Annotated in this window: 16 protein-coding genes; 3 read left to right on the plus strand and 13 right to left on the minus strand. The window is 57.7% G+C overall.

All coding sequences use genetic code 11. The features are described 5' to 3' along the window. Window position 1: 1 nt before the first annotated feature. A complete protein-coding gene (locus FQ320_RS15480; RefSeq protein WP_148473841.1) occupies window positions 2-676 on the plus strand; it encodes a DUF1045 domain-containing protein in 675 nt (224 codons plus the stop codon). On the opposite strand, the gene phnN is transcribed toward FQ320_RS15480, so the two are convergent. The 7 genes from phnN to phnG are packed head-to-tail and all read right to left on the minus strand — an operon-like array spanning window position 658 to window position 5,621. Then, window positions 658-1,200 (minus strand): phosphonate metabolism protein/1,5-bisphosphokinase (PRPP-forming) PhnN, encoded by a 543-nt coding sequence (gene phnN, locus FQ320_RS15485; protein WP_148473843.1) that lies wholly within the window; start codon window positions 1,198-1,200, stop codon window positions 658-660. The two genes, FQ320_RS15480 and phnN, sit on opposite strands and share 19 nt — an antisense overlap. Next, the gene (gene phnL, locus FQ320_RS15490) at window positions 1,197-1,880 is read right to left on the minus strand and encodes a phosphonate C-P lyase system protein PhnL (RefSeq protein ID WP_148473846.1); all 684 of its coding nucleotides are present in this window, start codon (window positions 1,878-1,880) and stop codon (window positions 1,197-1,199) included. The genes phnN and phnL overlap by 4 nt, the downstream gene beginning before the upstream one ends. A gap of 4 nt (window positions 1,881-1,884) precedes the next feature. Beyond that, window positions 1,885-2,655 carry a phosphonate C-P lyase system protein PhnK gene (gene phnK / locus FQ320_RS15495; protein ID WP_148473848.1) on the minus strand — a complete coding sequence of 257 codons (771 nt, stop codon included), beginning with the start codon at window positions 2,653-2,655 and terminating at the stop codon, window positions 1,885-1,887. Next, complete coding sequence (locus FQ320_RS15500) at window positions 2,652-3,521, minus strand: alpha-D-ribose 1-methylphosphonate 5-phosphate C-P-lyase PhnJ (protein ID WP_148473850.1); 870 nt, start codon at window positions 3,519-3,521, stop codon at window positions 2,652-2,654. Before FQ320_RS15500 ends, phnK begins: the two co-directional genes overlap by 4 nt. Continuing rightward, a complete protein-coding gene (locus tag FQ320_RS15505) occupies window positions 3,518-4,606 on the minus strand; it encodes a carbon-phosphorus lyase complex subunit PhnI (protein WP_148473852.1) in 1,089 nt (362 codons plus the stop codon). Before FQ320_RS15505 ends, FQ320_RS15500 begins: the two co-directional genes overlap by 4 nt. After that, the gene (phnH, locus tag FQ320_RS15510) at window positions 4,606-5,166 is read right to left on the minus strand and encodes a phosphonate C-P lyase system protein PhnH (protein ID WP_148473854.1); all 561 of its coding nucleotides are present in this window, start codon (window positions 5,164-5,166) and stop codon (window positions 4,606-4,608) included. Before phnH ends, FQ320_RS15505 begins: the two co-directional genes overlap by 1 nt. Continuing rightward, the gene (gene phnG, locus FQ320_RS15515; RefSeq protein ID WP_148473856.1) at window positions 5,166-5,621 is read right to left on the minus strand and encodes a phosphonate C-P lyase system protein PhnG; all 456 of its coding nucleotides are present in this window, start codon (window positions 5,619-5,621) and stop codon (window positions 5,166-5,168) included. Before phnG ends, phnH begins: the two co-directional genes overlap by 1 nt. Before the next feature lie 93 nt (window positions 5,622-5,714). On the opposite strand from phnG, the gene phnF reads away from it, so the two are divergent. Together phnF and FQ320_RS15525 are read left to right on the plus strand one after the other, a co-directional pair. After that, complete coding sequence (gene phnF, locus FQ320_RS15520; RefSeq protein WP_148473858.1) at window positions 5,715-6,428, plus strand: phosphonate metabolism transcriptional regulator PhnF; 714 nt, start codon at window positions 5,715-5,717, stop codon at window positions 6,426-6,428. A gap of 65 nt (window positions 6,429-6,493) precedes the next feature. Next, window positions 6,494-7,684, plus strand: a complete 1,191-nt coding sequence (locus tag FQ320_RS15525; RefSeq protein ID WP_148473860.1) for an alpha-D-ribose 1-methylphosphonate 5-triphosphate diphosphatase — start codon at window positions 6,494-6,496, stop codon at window positions 7,682-7,684. A gap of 64 nt (window positions 7,685-7,748) precedes the next feature. On the opposite strand, the gene FQ320_RS15530 is transcribed toward FQ320_RS15525, so the two are convergent. From FQ320_RS15530 to phnC, 6 genes are all read right to left on the minus strand, one after another. Beyond that, window positions 7,749-8,378 (minus strand): chloramphenicol acetyltransferase, encoded by a 630-nt coding sequence (locus tag FQ320_RS15530; protein WP_148473862.1) that lies wholly within the window; start codon window positions 8,376-8,378, stop codon window positions 7,749-7,751. After that, window positions 8,375-9,016, minus strand: coding sequence for an SDR family NAD(P)-dependent oxidoreductase (locus tag FQ320_RS15535; protein WP_148473864.1), 642 nt, complete (start codon window positions 9,014-9,016; stop codon window positions 8,375-8,377). The genes FQ320_RS15530 and FQ320_RS15535 overlap by 4 nt, the downstream gene beginning before the upstream one ends. Then, window positions 9,016-10,341, minus strand: coding sequence for a phosphonate ABC transporter, permease protein PhnE (gene phnE / locus FQ320_RS15540; protein WP_148473866.1), 1,326 nt, complete (start codon window positions 10,339-10,341; stop codon window positions 9,016-9,018). The genes FQ320_RS15535 and phnE (FQ320_RS15540) overlap by 1 nt, the downstream gene beginning before the upstream one ends. Further along, window positions 10,338-11,195: a phosphonate ABC transporter, permease protein PhnE gene (gene phnE, locus FQ320_RS15545; protein WP_187393927.1), complete on the minus strand. Its 858-nt coding sequence runs from the start codon at window positions 11,193-11,195 to the stop codon at window positions 10,338-10,340. Before phnE (FQ320_RS15545) ends, phnE (FQ320_RS15540) begins: the two co-directional genes overlap by 4 nt. A gap of 84 nt (window positions 11,196-11,279) precedes the next feature. Then, complete coding sequence (phnD, locus tag FQ320_RS15550; protein WP_148473868.1) at window positions 11,280-12,188, minus strand: phosphonate ABC transporter substrate-binding protein; 909 nt, start codon at window positions 12,186-12,188, stop codon at window positions 11,280-11,282. A 60-nt stretch (window positions 12,189-12,248) separates the two neighbouring features. Continuing rightward, complete coding sequence (gene phnC / locus FQ320_RS15555) at window positions 12,249-13,067, minus strand: phosphonate ABC transporter ATP-binding protein (RefSeq protein ID WP_148473870.1); 819 nt, start codon at window positions 13,065-13,067, stop codon at window positions 12,249-12,251. Between the last annotated feature and the right edge of the window lie 428 nt (window positions 13,068-13,495).

The following is a 13,495-nucleotide window of genomic DNA, read 5'->3' on the forward strand; positions in this document are numbered from 1 at the left end:
GATGTTTGAACGCTATGCGATTTTCTATACTCCAACGGGCCCTTTGGCCGCGTTCGGGGCACATTGGCTGGGCTGGGACAACGGTAAGGGACAAGCGGTGCCGCAACCGGATTTCGGACAGATCGACATCGGCGCGGTAACACAGACACCGCGCAAATACGGGTTTCACGGCACATTGAAAGCCCCGTTTCATCTGGCCCAAGACACCGGCCTGACCGAATTGCAAATTGCCGCCACGGCCTTTGCGGCCCGTCAACCTGCCTTTGCAATTGGCGCGGTTGAACTGCGCCATGACAGCGGATTTGTGGCCCTGCGTCCTGCAAACGAGACGCCGACGTTGCGCGACTTTGCGGCCCGTATCGTCAAAACATTCGATCCATATCGTGCCCCTCTGACGGAGGTCGATATCGCCCGCAGACGCACCGCGCATCTGAGCGCCCGCCAAGACCAACAGATGTTGGACTGGGGCTATCCCTTCATCTTTGATGACTTCCATTTTCACCTGACCGTGAGCGGGCGCTTGTCCGCCGATGCGGCAGCACAGGTCATCGCAACACTGTCTAGACACCTTGAACCCATCGTTCCAAATCCCTTCGTCGTCGACGCCATCACGCTGATGGGGCAAGACACTACGGGTATGTTTCATCAAATCCATCGCTACGCCCTGACCGGGTAAAGCCGGTCGAGCGCTGCCTGAACCGTCTGCTCAAGCGGCCCGCTATTGTCGAGGTGAAGCGCCTCAATGCCATCAGGCAAACGCGCGGCAGCACGGTCTAGCCGCCCTGCAATCTGCTTGTCCGTCTCGCGGCCGCGAGCGGCCAGCCTTGCGGCAAGCACATCATGGTCAGCCGTCAAATTGATCACTTCAAATCGTGCAAAGCGGTCTTTCGCGAGGATAAGGGCCGCGCGGGACAGGTTCGCCAGTACATCGCGCCCGTCTTGCAGATGCGTCTTGATTGCAGCGGGGATTGCATAGTGCAACCCATGCGCCTCCCAGCTCAGGGCAAAGGCATGCGCATCCTCAAGCGCTTGAAATTCTGCAACCGTGACCCCGTCAAAATCCTCGCCACCTGCGTCGCCGGGCCGGGTGATGACACGCCGGGCCAGCACGATGCGCGGATCGCGAGCCGCGATTCCTTGCATGACGCTGTCTTTGCCCACACCTGACGGGCCGACGACAGCGATAAAACGCCCGCTCATGCCGCCAGTCCGGGGGTGAATTGGGTGACGTCCAGCTGTCGGTCACAGATTTCCTCGCGGGCGGCATGGTCGTGGAATATCCCGATAATCGCGGCACCACGCGCCTTGGCCTCGGTGATCATGGCCAGCACAGTGGCGCGGTTGGTTGGGTCAAGGCTGGCCGTGGGTTCATCCAGTAAAAGCGCCGGATAGGGAAAGGCAAAGCCGCGCGCAATGTTGACGCGCTGTTGTTCGCCGCCCGAGAATGTCGTCGGGCTAAGTGTCCAGAGGCGTTCAGGAATGTTCAGACGAGTCAGAAGCGTCTCTGCCTGCGCCATTGCCGCGTCCCGCGAAGTGCCGGTGGCCAGTAAAGGCTCTGCCACCACATCCAGCGTAGAAACCCGTGGCACAACGCGCAGGAACTGACTGACATAACCCAGCGTGCGCCGGCGTAGCTGGATGATCTCGCGCGGGGCGGCGCTGGCCACATCGACACCGCCCACCATGATCCGGCCCGAGGCCGTCAGGTAGTTGCCATAGATCATCCGCATCAGCGTGGATTTACCCGCGCCAGATGCCCCGACCAAAGCCACGCATTCACCCGGAGCCACTTGCAACGAGGCACGCGCCATCACCGGAATTTCAGCCGCACCCTGGTTGTGAAGCGTGAAGGATTTTGAGACATTCTCAATATAAATCATTGCCTTAAACCTGCAATACAGAGGACACCAGAAGCTGCGTATAAGTATGCTGCGGATCGTCCAGCACCTGATCCGTCAGCCCCGTTTCAATCACATGACCGTCTTTCATCACCATCAGCCGGTCTGCCAAAAGGCGCACAACGGCCAAGTCATGTGTGACAATAATCGCGCTGAGGTTCATCTCGCGCACAAGGCCGCGCAGCAGATCCAACAGCCGCGCCTGCACCGACACATCAAGCCCACCCGTGGGTTCATCCATGAACACCAGTCGCGGCCCTGTCACCAGATTGCGCGCGATTTGCAGGCGTTGCTGCATCCCGCCGGAAAACGCCGTGGGGCGATCATCAATCCGGTCCTCGGCGATCTCCACGCGCCCCAGCCAGTCGATCGCCGCGGCGCGTATGTCCCCGTAATGACGCGCATTGACGGCCATCAATCGCTCGCCGACGTTTCCGCCTGCGCTGACATTCATGCGCAGCCCGTCGCGGGCGTGTTGATGCACAAAGGCCCAGTCGGTGCGGCCAAGCATCCGGCGTTCCGGTTCTGACATCGTTATTGTGTCACGAAGACCATCAGCGCGGGTGTCAAAGCGCACCGCACCGCGATCCGGCGTCAGATGCCCTGCCAGACAGTTCAGCAAAGTTGACTTCCCCGACCCGCTTTCGCCCACGATGCCCATGACTTCACCGGGATAGAGATCAAATGACACATCCGAGCAGCCGATCCGTGTCCCATAGAATTTGGCTATGCTTTCAACTTGCAAGAGCGGTGTCATGCTGCGTCCTTTTCGTATGGCACACCCTGCGCGCCCACATGGCCCGCCTTGCGACGGGTGGTGCAATAATCCGTGTCCGAACACATGAACATCCGCCCACCCGCATCATCCACGATCAATTCGTCCAGATAACTGTCCTGCGCCCCGCACAGATCACAGGCGTGGTCGGCTTTGGTGGGCAGGAAAGGATAGTCGTCAAAATCAAGGCTGACGACCTGCGTATAAGGCGGAATGGCATAGATGCGCTGTTCGCGCCCTGCGCCAAACAATTGAATGCCTGCCATTTCCAGCTTCGGGTTGTCGAACTTCGGAATCGGCGACGGGTCCATGACATAGCGCCCCTCGACCTTGACCGGATAGGCATAGGCGGTGGCAATATCGCCGTGCTGGCTGATATCTTCGTAAAGTTTCACATGCATCAGCCCGTATTCTTCCAGGGCATGCATCTTGCGGGTCTCGACTTCGGAGGGTTCGAGAAAACGCAGCGGTTCGGGAATCGGAACCTGATAGACGAGGATCTGATCTGCGCGCAGATCCTGTTCCGGGATGCGGTGGCGGGTCTGGATGACGCTGGCCTCGGTCGTCGCTTCGGTAACAGCCACTCCAGCGGTCTTTTGGAAGAACCGTCGGATCGACACCGCGTTGGTCGTGTCGTCGGCCCCTTGGTCGATCACCTTGAACGTATCATCAGGCGTCAGCACCGCCGCCGATACCTGCACGCCGCCCGTGCCCCAACCATAAGGCATCGGCATTTCACGACTGGCGAATGGCACCTGATGGCCAGGGATCGCGAGCCCCTTGAGGATCGCACGCCTGATCATCCGCTTGGTCTGTTCGTCCAGATAGGCAAAATTGTAATCGCTCACTCTGCGGCCTCCTGATGGATGTTGGCTTGTGCCTCGCGGCGCAGCTTGCGGATCAGTTCAAGCTCCGATTGAAAATCGACGTAATGGGGCAGTTTGATATGCTCCAGAAAACCCGTCGCCTGAATGTTATCGCTATGATATAAAACAAACTCTTCGTCCTGCGCGGGTGCGCCAAGGCAGTCTTCGCCCAGCTCTTTCCACCGCAAGGCGCGATCCACCAAAGCCATGGAAATCGCCTTGCGCTCGGTCATCCCGAACACCAGCCCATAGCCGCGTGTGAACTGCGGCGGCTGCGTTTTGGAGCCTTGAAACTGGTTGACCGTTTCGCATTCCGTCACCGTGATTTCGCCAATCTCGATAGCGAACCCCAGCTCGGGAATGTCCATTTCAACGGCCACGGCCCCGATGCGCAATTCGGCGACAAAGGCATGGTTGCGCGCATAGCCGCGCTGCGTGGAATAGGCCAAGCCAAGGATGAACCCTTCATCACCCCGCGTCAGCGATTGCAGCCGCAAGGCACGACTGGCAGGTAATTCCAACGGGGTGCGGGTCAGGTCGTCAGGCACGTCTTTGCCCGCTGGCTCGGTCTGGATCAAATCCTCGCGGTCCAGAAAGGACATGATATGCGGCGTCGCGGTCTTTTGTGGTTCTGCAACCTGCACGTCGCCCGCATCACCATCGGCGGCCAGTTTGAAATCCAGCAAACGATGAGTGTAGTCAAACGTCGGCCCAAGAACCTGCCCCCCCGGTGCATCTTTGAATGTGGCCGAAACCCGCCTGTCGCAGGCCATGTCTTCGGTATCTATCGGGTTTGATCCGCCAAAACGTGGCAGTGTCGTGCGGTAGGCGCGGATCAGAAAGATTGCCTCGATCAGATCACCCCGCGCCTGCTTGATCGCAAGGGCGGCAAGGTCAGGATCATAAAGCGAGCCTTCCGCCATCACGCGATTGACCGCCAGCGTCATCTGCGCGCGAATTTGTGCGACACTTAACTCTGGAACAGATGTGTCGCCGCGCCGCTCTTCGGCCAGCCACGCATGGGCGTTATCAATGGCGCGCTCGCCACCTTTTACTGCGACATACATCAGGTCACCCGTGTTGTGCGTGGCAAAGCCGCAAGGCGTTCGCCGCACGTGAAAATGAAATCCAGCCCGAGGGGGAAAAGCTTTGCGTTGGTTTTGAAAGCTTGAGTTTCGGGTAAGGACAAGGCGGCCTTCTCCTTGATCCCCGGCCCAACCAATACCGCACCATCGTTTGACAGATTTCGGCGTTCAACAATCACCGTGGTGGACCTGTCAGGATATTCTGCCGTTCCAAGCCGGAAATCCGCCAATGGCAAATCATCCCATGCACCGACCGCAAACATCGCGTGTCGCGCCTCTGCGAAAGGCGCGCCGGTGTAAAAGGTGATCCAGTCACGCAGTTGCGGAGTGTCATGGCTGGCAGCAAGATGGATCGGCGTTTCCGGATCGCATAACGTGAGCACAACAACACCTGCCGCAGCGCTCAGAGGGGCGGGCGGTTGCGCTCCGGCCACAGTGACGATTTCGCCGGGCCGGGCCATGGCAATCATGACAGCGCGAAAGGCATAGGCGGCGTCGATCGACGGATCAGCAAAACCGCCCTCAAGGACTTGGGCCTGCATCAATCTTCTCCCCGGACCATTGTAAAGAAATCCACTTTGGTTGCAGCGGCTTTGGATGCGCGGGTGGTCTTGCAGCTGGCCATTGCATTGCGCAGCGGGGCCAGTAGGCCCGCGTCAACGGCTTCGGCGGCATTTGTCTGCATCAGCGCATCAACCAATGCGGCGCAAAGCGCATGGTCTTTGCCCCTGCCCTGCACATAGCCATGCCCGATCGTCCCGTCGGCCAGTTTGACCGACGCGCGCGTGACGGTCATTTCACCCAGATTGAAGGCCGCGCCAATTGCCCCTGCACGGCCGCGCACCATGACGCCGCCGATTTCCGGCGCGCGCAATAATGTGTGGGCCGGATTAATGGTCATGTCCGCCCAGAGCGTCGCAACATCCGCCGCGGGGGACTTCGCCAACAAACTGAGCCAGCCTTTACGCGCAGCATTTGGATCGCTCACCATATTCATCTAGACACCTCATGAAGTTGTATATACAACTAGACAAATATTAACGGGTAACATTGGGTCTGCCAATCCCCCGAAGTGTGAAGTTTTGATGACATGCCCCCCCGAACCCCGATCTGGAAGGCCATTGCTGACACGCTGCGAAGTGATATCGCAAAGGGCCTTTATCGCCCCGGAGACAAACTGCCGACAGAAGCCACCTTGGCGCAGCGATTTGGGGTGAACAGGCACACGGTGCGGCACGCGCTGGCCATGCTTGCCGAGGAAGACCTTGTCTATGCCAGACGGGGCGCCGGCGTTTTTGTGAAGACAACGCCCACGGACTATCCCATCGGCCGTCGTGTCCGCTTTCACCAAAACCTGACCGCCGCAGGCCGAACACCTGCCAAGAGGGTTCTGTTGCTTGACACCCGCCTGCCAAGTGCATCAGAGCAGGACGCGCTCCAACTGGGCAGCAAAGAACCGGTGCATGTCTATGAAGGCATCTCACTCTCTGAGGACCGCCCCATCGCGCTTTTCCGGAGTGTTTTTCCCGCTGCGCGATTTCCAGACCTTTTGACCCATCTTGGCCGGGACCATTCCGTCACGGCGGCACTTGGTCAGTTTGGTATCGTCGATTACACCCGTGCCTTGACACGCGTGAATGCAAAGCTGGCAACGGCGACACAGGCGCTACATTTGCAGATTGCCGAAAACTCACCGGTTCTGCGGACCATCGGGCTGAACGTCGATACCAACAACACGCCAATCGAGGTTGGGCGCACCTGGTTCGCGGGCGACAAGGTCACACTGACACTTGCCGACCCATAGGGTTTCATAATCCTGATACATGGCTCCGTTAAAGTTGTAAAAAATCTGGCGGATCAGGCAACCAAATGACCATTATTCAGAATATGCGCCTTTCTGGTGCAACAGTCCTGCGTGGCGACAGTTTGGTGTCGGATACGCTTTCCATTGTCGAAGGGCAGTTGCGCGACATTGGCGCAGAAAGACCGCATCACAATGTAAATCTGACGGGATATTGGGTCTTGCCCGGCATTATCGACCTGCACGGCGATGCGTTCGAACGGCATCTGGCACCGCGCCCGACAGCGCCATTCCCAAGCGATATCGGCCTGCGATCTGTTGACCATGAGGCCGCCTCAAACGGGGTCACTACAGCGTGGATGGCACAAAGCTGGTCATGGGAAGGTGGCAGCCGCGGCCCCGCTTTTGCCGAAACCTTCATGGACGACCTCGCCGCCTACCGTCCGCAAGCCCTGACCGATCTGCGCATCCAGTTGCGTTGCGAAACCCATACGGTCGACACCGAACAGCGGCTTTTGGCGGCGGTTGTCAAACACAGGATCGACTATGTCATTTTCAATGACCACATTGGCGAAGCTCTTGATATGATTGCAACCGATCCCGAAGCGCTGGCCATATGGGGCAAACGCGCGGGGCGCAGCCTGCAGGCGCATATAAAGCTGGTGAAAGACACCCAAGGCCTGTCTCACCAAGTCCCGCGCTATCTGTGCACGCTCGCAACTGCATTCGACAAACTGGGCATCAAGTACGGCAGCCACGATGACCGTGATGCCGCCACCCGCGACTATTACAACATGATTGGTGCGCGCGTTTGCGAATTTCCGACACGTATTTCCCCGGCGCAAGTTGCCAAGGCAAACGGCGATCCGGTTCTGATGGGTGCGCCCAACGTCGTGCGCGGAGGCTCGCAATCAGGCAATGTGTCGGCCGAGGACATGATCCGTCAAGGCATGTGTGATGCTCTGGTATCGGACTACCACTACCCGTCACTGGCGCGGGCGGCTTTGTTGCTGGCTGACAGGGGTATCGTGCCTTTTGGACAAGCGTGGCAGATGATTTCGACCAACCCAGCCCGCATTATGGGGTTGTCTGATCGCGGCGCAATCAGCGACGGGAAACGCGCCGATCTGGTGATCATGCATAACGGGACCCGCCAGATTGAAGGGACGATTGCGAATGGTCGCTGGTCACATCTGTGTGGCGCATTGGCCGCCCGTATCAGTGCGATGCCCCATCAAATCGCCCATGCCGCGGAATAGATCCGCAAGGGTTGCGCCCTGTATCTTCGTAACGGCGCAACGCATCATTATGTGATATGTGCCGTCAGATCGTGCCCTCATAGCGCTCCAGAAATTCCTCGGCGCTGAGGCTGCGGAAATCCTCAAGTGTGCTGCGCAGGCGTGCGTGTGGCCAATCCCACCATGCAAGCGCCATCAGCCTGTCAGCAACACCAGACGTGAAACGGGGTCGCAACGGAACAGCCGGAATGCCTGCAACGATCATAAACGGCGGCACATCCTTGGTCACAATCGCGCCACCCGCGACAACTGCGCCATGACCAATTGTAACATCGGGCCGCACCTGCGCACCATGGCCAAGCCATGTGTCATGGCCGATCACCGTGCGCCGGGTCTGTCTGTGATCGAACCAAGCGTCATCATGATCCGCATCGTCGAAATAATCGGCCGAGCGATAGTGAAAGTGATGCAAACTCGCTTTTTCCAGGGGATGGTCCGTTGCGCCGATCCGCACAAACGCTGCGATATTCGAGAACTTGCCCACGGAGGCGTTGGCAATATCGGCAAAACGGTCGCAGTAGGAATAGTCGCCCATTTCGCAATGCGCCAAGCGGCTGCCGCGTCCGATCTCCACATATCGCCCGAACGTCGCATCCGTTATCTCGCAATCGGGATGGATAAAAGGAACATCAGGCTTCAGTCTCGTATCGCTCAAAATGCCCGCTCCTCGCCAGTCCACATGAAGAACTTGCCGCTCTGGTCGAGCGTCAGCGTTTCCGCCAGAGCCACGATCCCTGACGCGACCTCGCGCGGGGTCAAATCAGCCTCTGCCCCGCCCATATCGGTTTGCACCCAACCGGGATCGACAAGAACGACGGACACACCATCAGGGCGCAAATCGGTCGCAAGCCCCTGCATAATCTTATTTACCGCCGCTTTGGACGCGCGATAGGCAATGCGGTCCGATTTTGCATATCCCATATAAGACATCTGTCTTGAAATTGTCAGTATGCGGGGCCTGCTGCTGCGGCGCAAATGATCCAGACAGGCCATGCTGACAGCCAATGCACCGGCAACATTGACCGCAAATGTATAGGCCATCGCGTTCCAATCCATATCGGTCGTCGCGCTGTCCGGTCCGACAATACCTGCGTTATTGATGACAATATCAATCGGCTGGTCGATAGCTGCCATCACTGCCTGGACCTGCTCGGGATCGGTCACATCAAAGATGACATCGCCACCTTGCCCCGCACGCGTGGCGCACAGCACGTCATGCCCCAGATCCCCGGCGCGCGCAGCCAGCGCTGCACCAATGCCCCGGTTGGCACCTGTAACCAGAAAAGCTGCCATCAATGGCCACCCTCATCACCCTTGATCAGCTTACGGCGCAGCCAGCCCGAAAACGTATCCATGACCATGACCATCAAGATGATCAGAACGATATAATAGGACACTTCTTCCCAATCCTTCTGCGTTTGCATGGCTTGCGTCAGCAACAAACCGATCCCGCCGCCCGTAATCGCACCAATGATCGTCGCGCTGCGGGTGTTGGATTCAAGGTAGTAGAGCACCTGGCTCAGCAGAATGGGCGTGATTTGCGGGATCACACCGAAACGGTAACGCTGCAACGCCTTTGCCCCCGTGGATGCAACGCCTTCAATCTGCTTTTCATCCACGTTTTCCAACGCCTCTGAAAAGCTTTTGCCAAAGCCGCCGGTATCGGTGATCAACATCGCAAGGGCCCCGGTCATCGGGCCGGGACCAAAGGCACGCGACAACACGATCGTCCAGATCAGCCCGTCAACTCCCCGAACGAAATCAAAGAACCGCCGCACCGCAAATCGCGCCGCCCCCAATGGGGCAAAATTCCGCGCTGCCAGAAAGGCCAGTGGCAAGGCCACCATAGCGGCGCCGAAAGTGCCGAGGAAGGCCATCAGGATCGTCTCGCCGATTGCAAATATCACATCCGTATGCCGCCACATCCGATTGCCCCAGAAATCCTCCCACATGCCTGCGACATTGCTGCGGGCGGAATCAAGCTGCGGGCCGGTCAAAAGCGCCAGCAGGCCATGGCCGTAATAGGGGCTGTCCAGCGTGAACCAGAACAGCTCCCATCCCGGGGAATAATGAAACACCTCTGTGCGGGCGCGGGTCACCGTGAGGCGGCCTTCATCCGTTGTGATCGCAAGGCGCGTGTTCGAGGCGCTGACGAAGTCGGGCACGTCGTCACCAAGGTTCGACATCACCCGCCCGTCAACCACCTGCGCTTCGATCGTGCCAAAATCAGGTATTTCGAACGTGATTGCGTTGTCGGGCAAGAACCGAACAATATGTCCCGCGCCAAGTGCCACGACAGGCGCATCTGCCTCACCACTGACCCAATCGGGGCGCGTGCCTTCGGGATATTCGCCTTTGCGTTCACCCTCGATCGCATAGCTGATAGCGCCGCTGCGATTGTCGCGGGTCACATGGGTCTTGTAAGACCAGCTATCCGACGCGAGCGTGATGGCATTGTCCATGCGGGCCCGTTCCGACAGCCCCATGAAGTCAAAAGCGAAGAAGATATAGACGAAATAACCAAAAATCACCGCCGGCACCGCGCAAGCGATCAATCGTTTGCGTTGGAACAGGCCTGCGGCCTGCTGATGCATCGGCCCCATATCAGTGGCGGTCATTGCGGCACCCCCTTGGTCAAACGGTTGCGGAAATAGCTTGATAATTGGTCGAAGAAGACAATCGTTCCAAACAGCAACAGAAAGATCGCTGCGGCCTCGTCAAACTTGCCTTGTCCCCAGCTCATGGCGTTCTTCAGCTCATAGCCAATGCCACCCGCGCCCACGAACCCGAGGATGGCCGAGGCGCGAATATTGACTTCAAATCGCAGCAAGGCATAGCTGAGGAAATTCGGCGCCACCTGCGGGATGACCCCCAACAGCATCCTTTGTGACCAGTTCGCACCCGCCGAGGCCAGGCCTTCGACCGGCTTGAGGTCCGCGTTTTCGGATACTTCAGAAAACAGTTTGCCAAGCGCGCCCGTGGTATGAAACGCAATGGCAACCATCGCGGGCACCGGCCCGCCGCCCAGCACAAAGATCAAAACGAGGGCGATAACGATCTCTGGCACTGCCCGCATAATGTCCATGATCCGACGAAATACAGGAATCATCATTGGCCATTTTGAAAGCCCGCGCGTCGACATCAACGACAGGATAAGCCCGAACAGGGCCCCGACTAAGGTGGATACGGCGGCGATATTGACTGTCTCAACCAACGCGCCAAAATAGGTGACCATATGCGCGGGCAGCAATCCGCGCTTTTCCCACGCTTCGGACAGAACCCCCGCCGGAAAATCACCCAACTGGCTTAAGCCTGACCAGAACCCGCCTGCATTGCGGTCGTCGGCCACGTAAAAGCCACCGAAAAAGAGCAAGAAGAAGATCAAAAGCGTCAGGGCGCCATAAAGGCGGCGGCGCTGCACCATAGCCATGTAATGTGCGTGGATCGTTTGCGCGCGACCCCGGCCCTGCATCATATCCGTCGTTGCCATCTGCGCCCTGCCCCAAAAATTACGGGCCCCGACCGTGTCGGAACCCGTATAAGTTACTAAATTGCCTTAGTTCGACTGCGCCTGACGCACAGCGATAATGCTTTCATAGTAGGAATGGTCGATCGGAACGAAGCCGGCAGTATCGCCAGCAGCAACGCCATAGGCGCACTCGGGGTCTTTGGTGATAAGTTCTTCAACAAGCTGGATCATTGTCGCTTTGACGTCGTCTGGCAGCGCGTTGCGCAGCACAACAGGGCCTTCGGGGATTGGCTTGGATTTCCATATTTCGACCAGATCGTTCATGTCGACCAGACCCGCATCCACAGCCCTGCGCAATGCGCCAGAGTTATAGCCATCTTCCCAGTTGCCCTGACCATCGGCCCAAGTCACACCTGCGTTGATATCGCCATTGTTGACCGCAACGATGGTCTGCTCATGCCCGCCGGTAAACTTGACTTCACCAAAGTAATCGCCCGATTCCATCGTTGCACCCGTCAGCTGGGGGATTTCCACAGAAGGGATCAGATAGCCGGATGTCGAATTCGGATCACCAAAGCCAAACATCTTTCCCTTCACATCCTCCAAAGATGTGATGCCGCTATCGACACGGGCAAAACCGATAGAATGATAGGTGAACGACCCGTCAAGGTTTGCCTTGACCAGAACCGGCGATACGACCTCGGGGTCTTCCAGATAGACAGCCGCGTAAGATGATGCACCCAACCATGCCATATCGATGGTCCCGCCCAGCAGACCCTGAATCACACCGTTATAGTCAGCGGGGGCGAACAGCTTGGTTTCAACACCCAGAGCTTCTTCGGTGTAATCCCGCAAGCATTCGTTGTTGTTCAAACGGTCCTGCGCGTTTTCACCGCCCAGCAGGCCGATGCGGAATTCGGTGATCGCATGTCCGTCAGCCATGGCAGCGCCGGACATGGCAGTCGTCATAAGTGCAAGTGCGATGATCTTTTTCATCTGTCGTCTCTCTTTGGTTGAAATGCACCCGGCAATGGGGCGCAGGGGAAAGGAAAGGCGTTATTGCGCCGCGATATCGGCCAGCATTTCCCTGGCCGCTTCCATCGTTTCGATCTGGGTGGATGTCGTCGCCTCTGAAAAGTTCGCATCGGCCCCGTAGATCTCACGGGCCATGCTTGTGGTCAGTTGCTCTGGCGTTCCGTCAAATACGATCCTGCCGTCGCGCATGCCGATCACACGGTCACAATACCGACGGGCCGTGTCCAAGGTATGCAGGTTGGCAATAACCATGCGGCCGTCTTGTTCGTGAATATCGCGCAGCGACTGCATCACAACTTGCGCATTCATCGGATCAAGCGATGCGATGGGTTCATCCGCCAGAATAATCCGCGGATCCTGCATCAAAGCCCGCGCAATCGCGACCCGCTGCTGTTGCCCCCCTGAAAGCGCCTCTGCCCGCTTGGGCGCATGTTCAGCGATGCCAAGACGCTCCAGAATATCAATGGCGCGGTGGATGTCCTCGTCAGGGTAAAGATTGAACAATGTTGACAGAGTAGAGCGCTGGTTCAAACTGCCATGCAGCACGTTCGACACAACATCCAAGCGTGGCACAAGATTGAATTGCTGGAAGATCATCGCGCATTGGGACTGCCAATTGCGCCTGGCGACCCCCCGCAAGGCTGTCACGTTCAACCCGTCAAAGGTGATCTCGCCCGAACTGGCGTCCGTCAACCGGTTCAGCATCCGCAACAGCGTGGACTTACCCGCGCCAGACCGGCCAATAATACCGATCATCATTGGCTGATCGACAACAAAACTCGCCGCATCTACGGCAATATTCGCGCCAAACGTCTTCGTAACCTTATCAAGTCGCAGCATGTCGGCCCCCTTTGTTAAGGGTCCACTAATCAAGTTATGCTTCACATTTGTGTCGGTCTTGAAAAACTTTCATGACGATGCGATCGGCCAAGTACCTTTAGAACAGCGCAAAAGGTACGCCTAAAGGGAGAAAGTTCGAACCAAGTTTTTTGGTCGCTCTCGAGTCATGGGAGTCTCATCTTAAAGCGGCCCTTCGTCCAAACGACTGATTACGGATGTCCGCCAAATGAGTTAGTTTGGGTTCTCATTCCTCACCTAAAAATCCTCATCAAACTCAGCGGTCAAAGTTTTTGACCGCTGAGAACCTGCGAAAAAAGCAAAACGGTGCATGCGCGGCTTTGTTTTGACAGCCGGGCTCGGCTGGAATTTCAACGGTCCCGAGATTAGGTGTTCCATCCGGGATGATCACATAGACCCTCGGCGATTGG

The organism is Oceaniovalibus sp. ACAM 378 (assembly GCF_008085915.1).
Classification (GTDB): Bacteria; Pseudomonadota; Alphaproteobacteria; order Rhodobacterales; family Rhodobacteraceae; genus Oceaniglobus.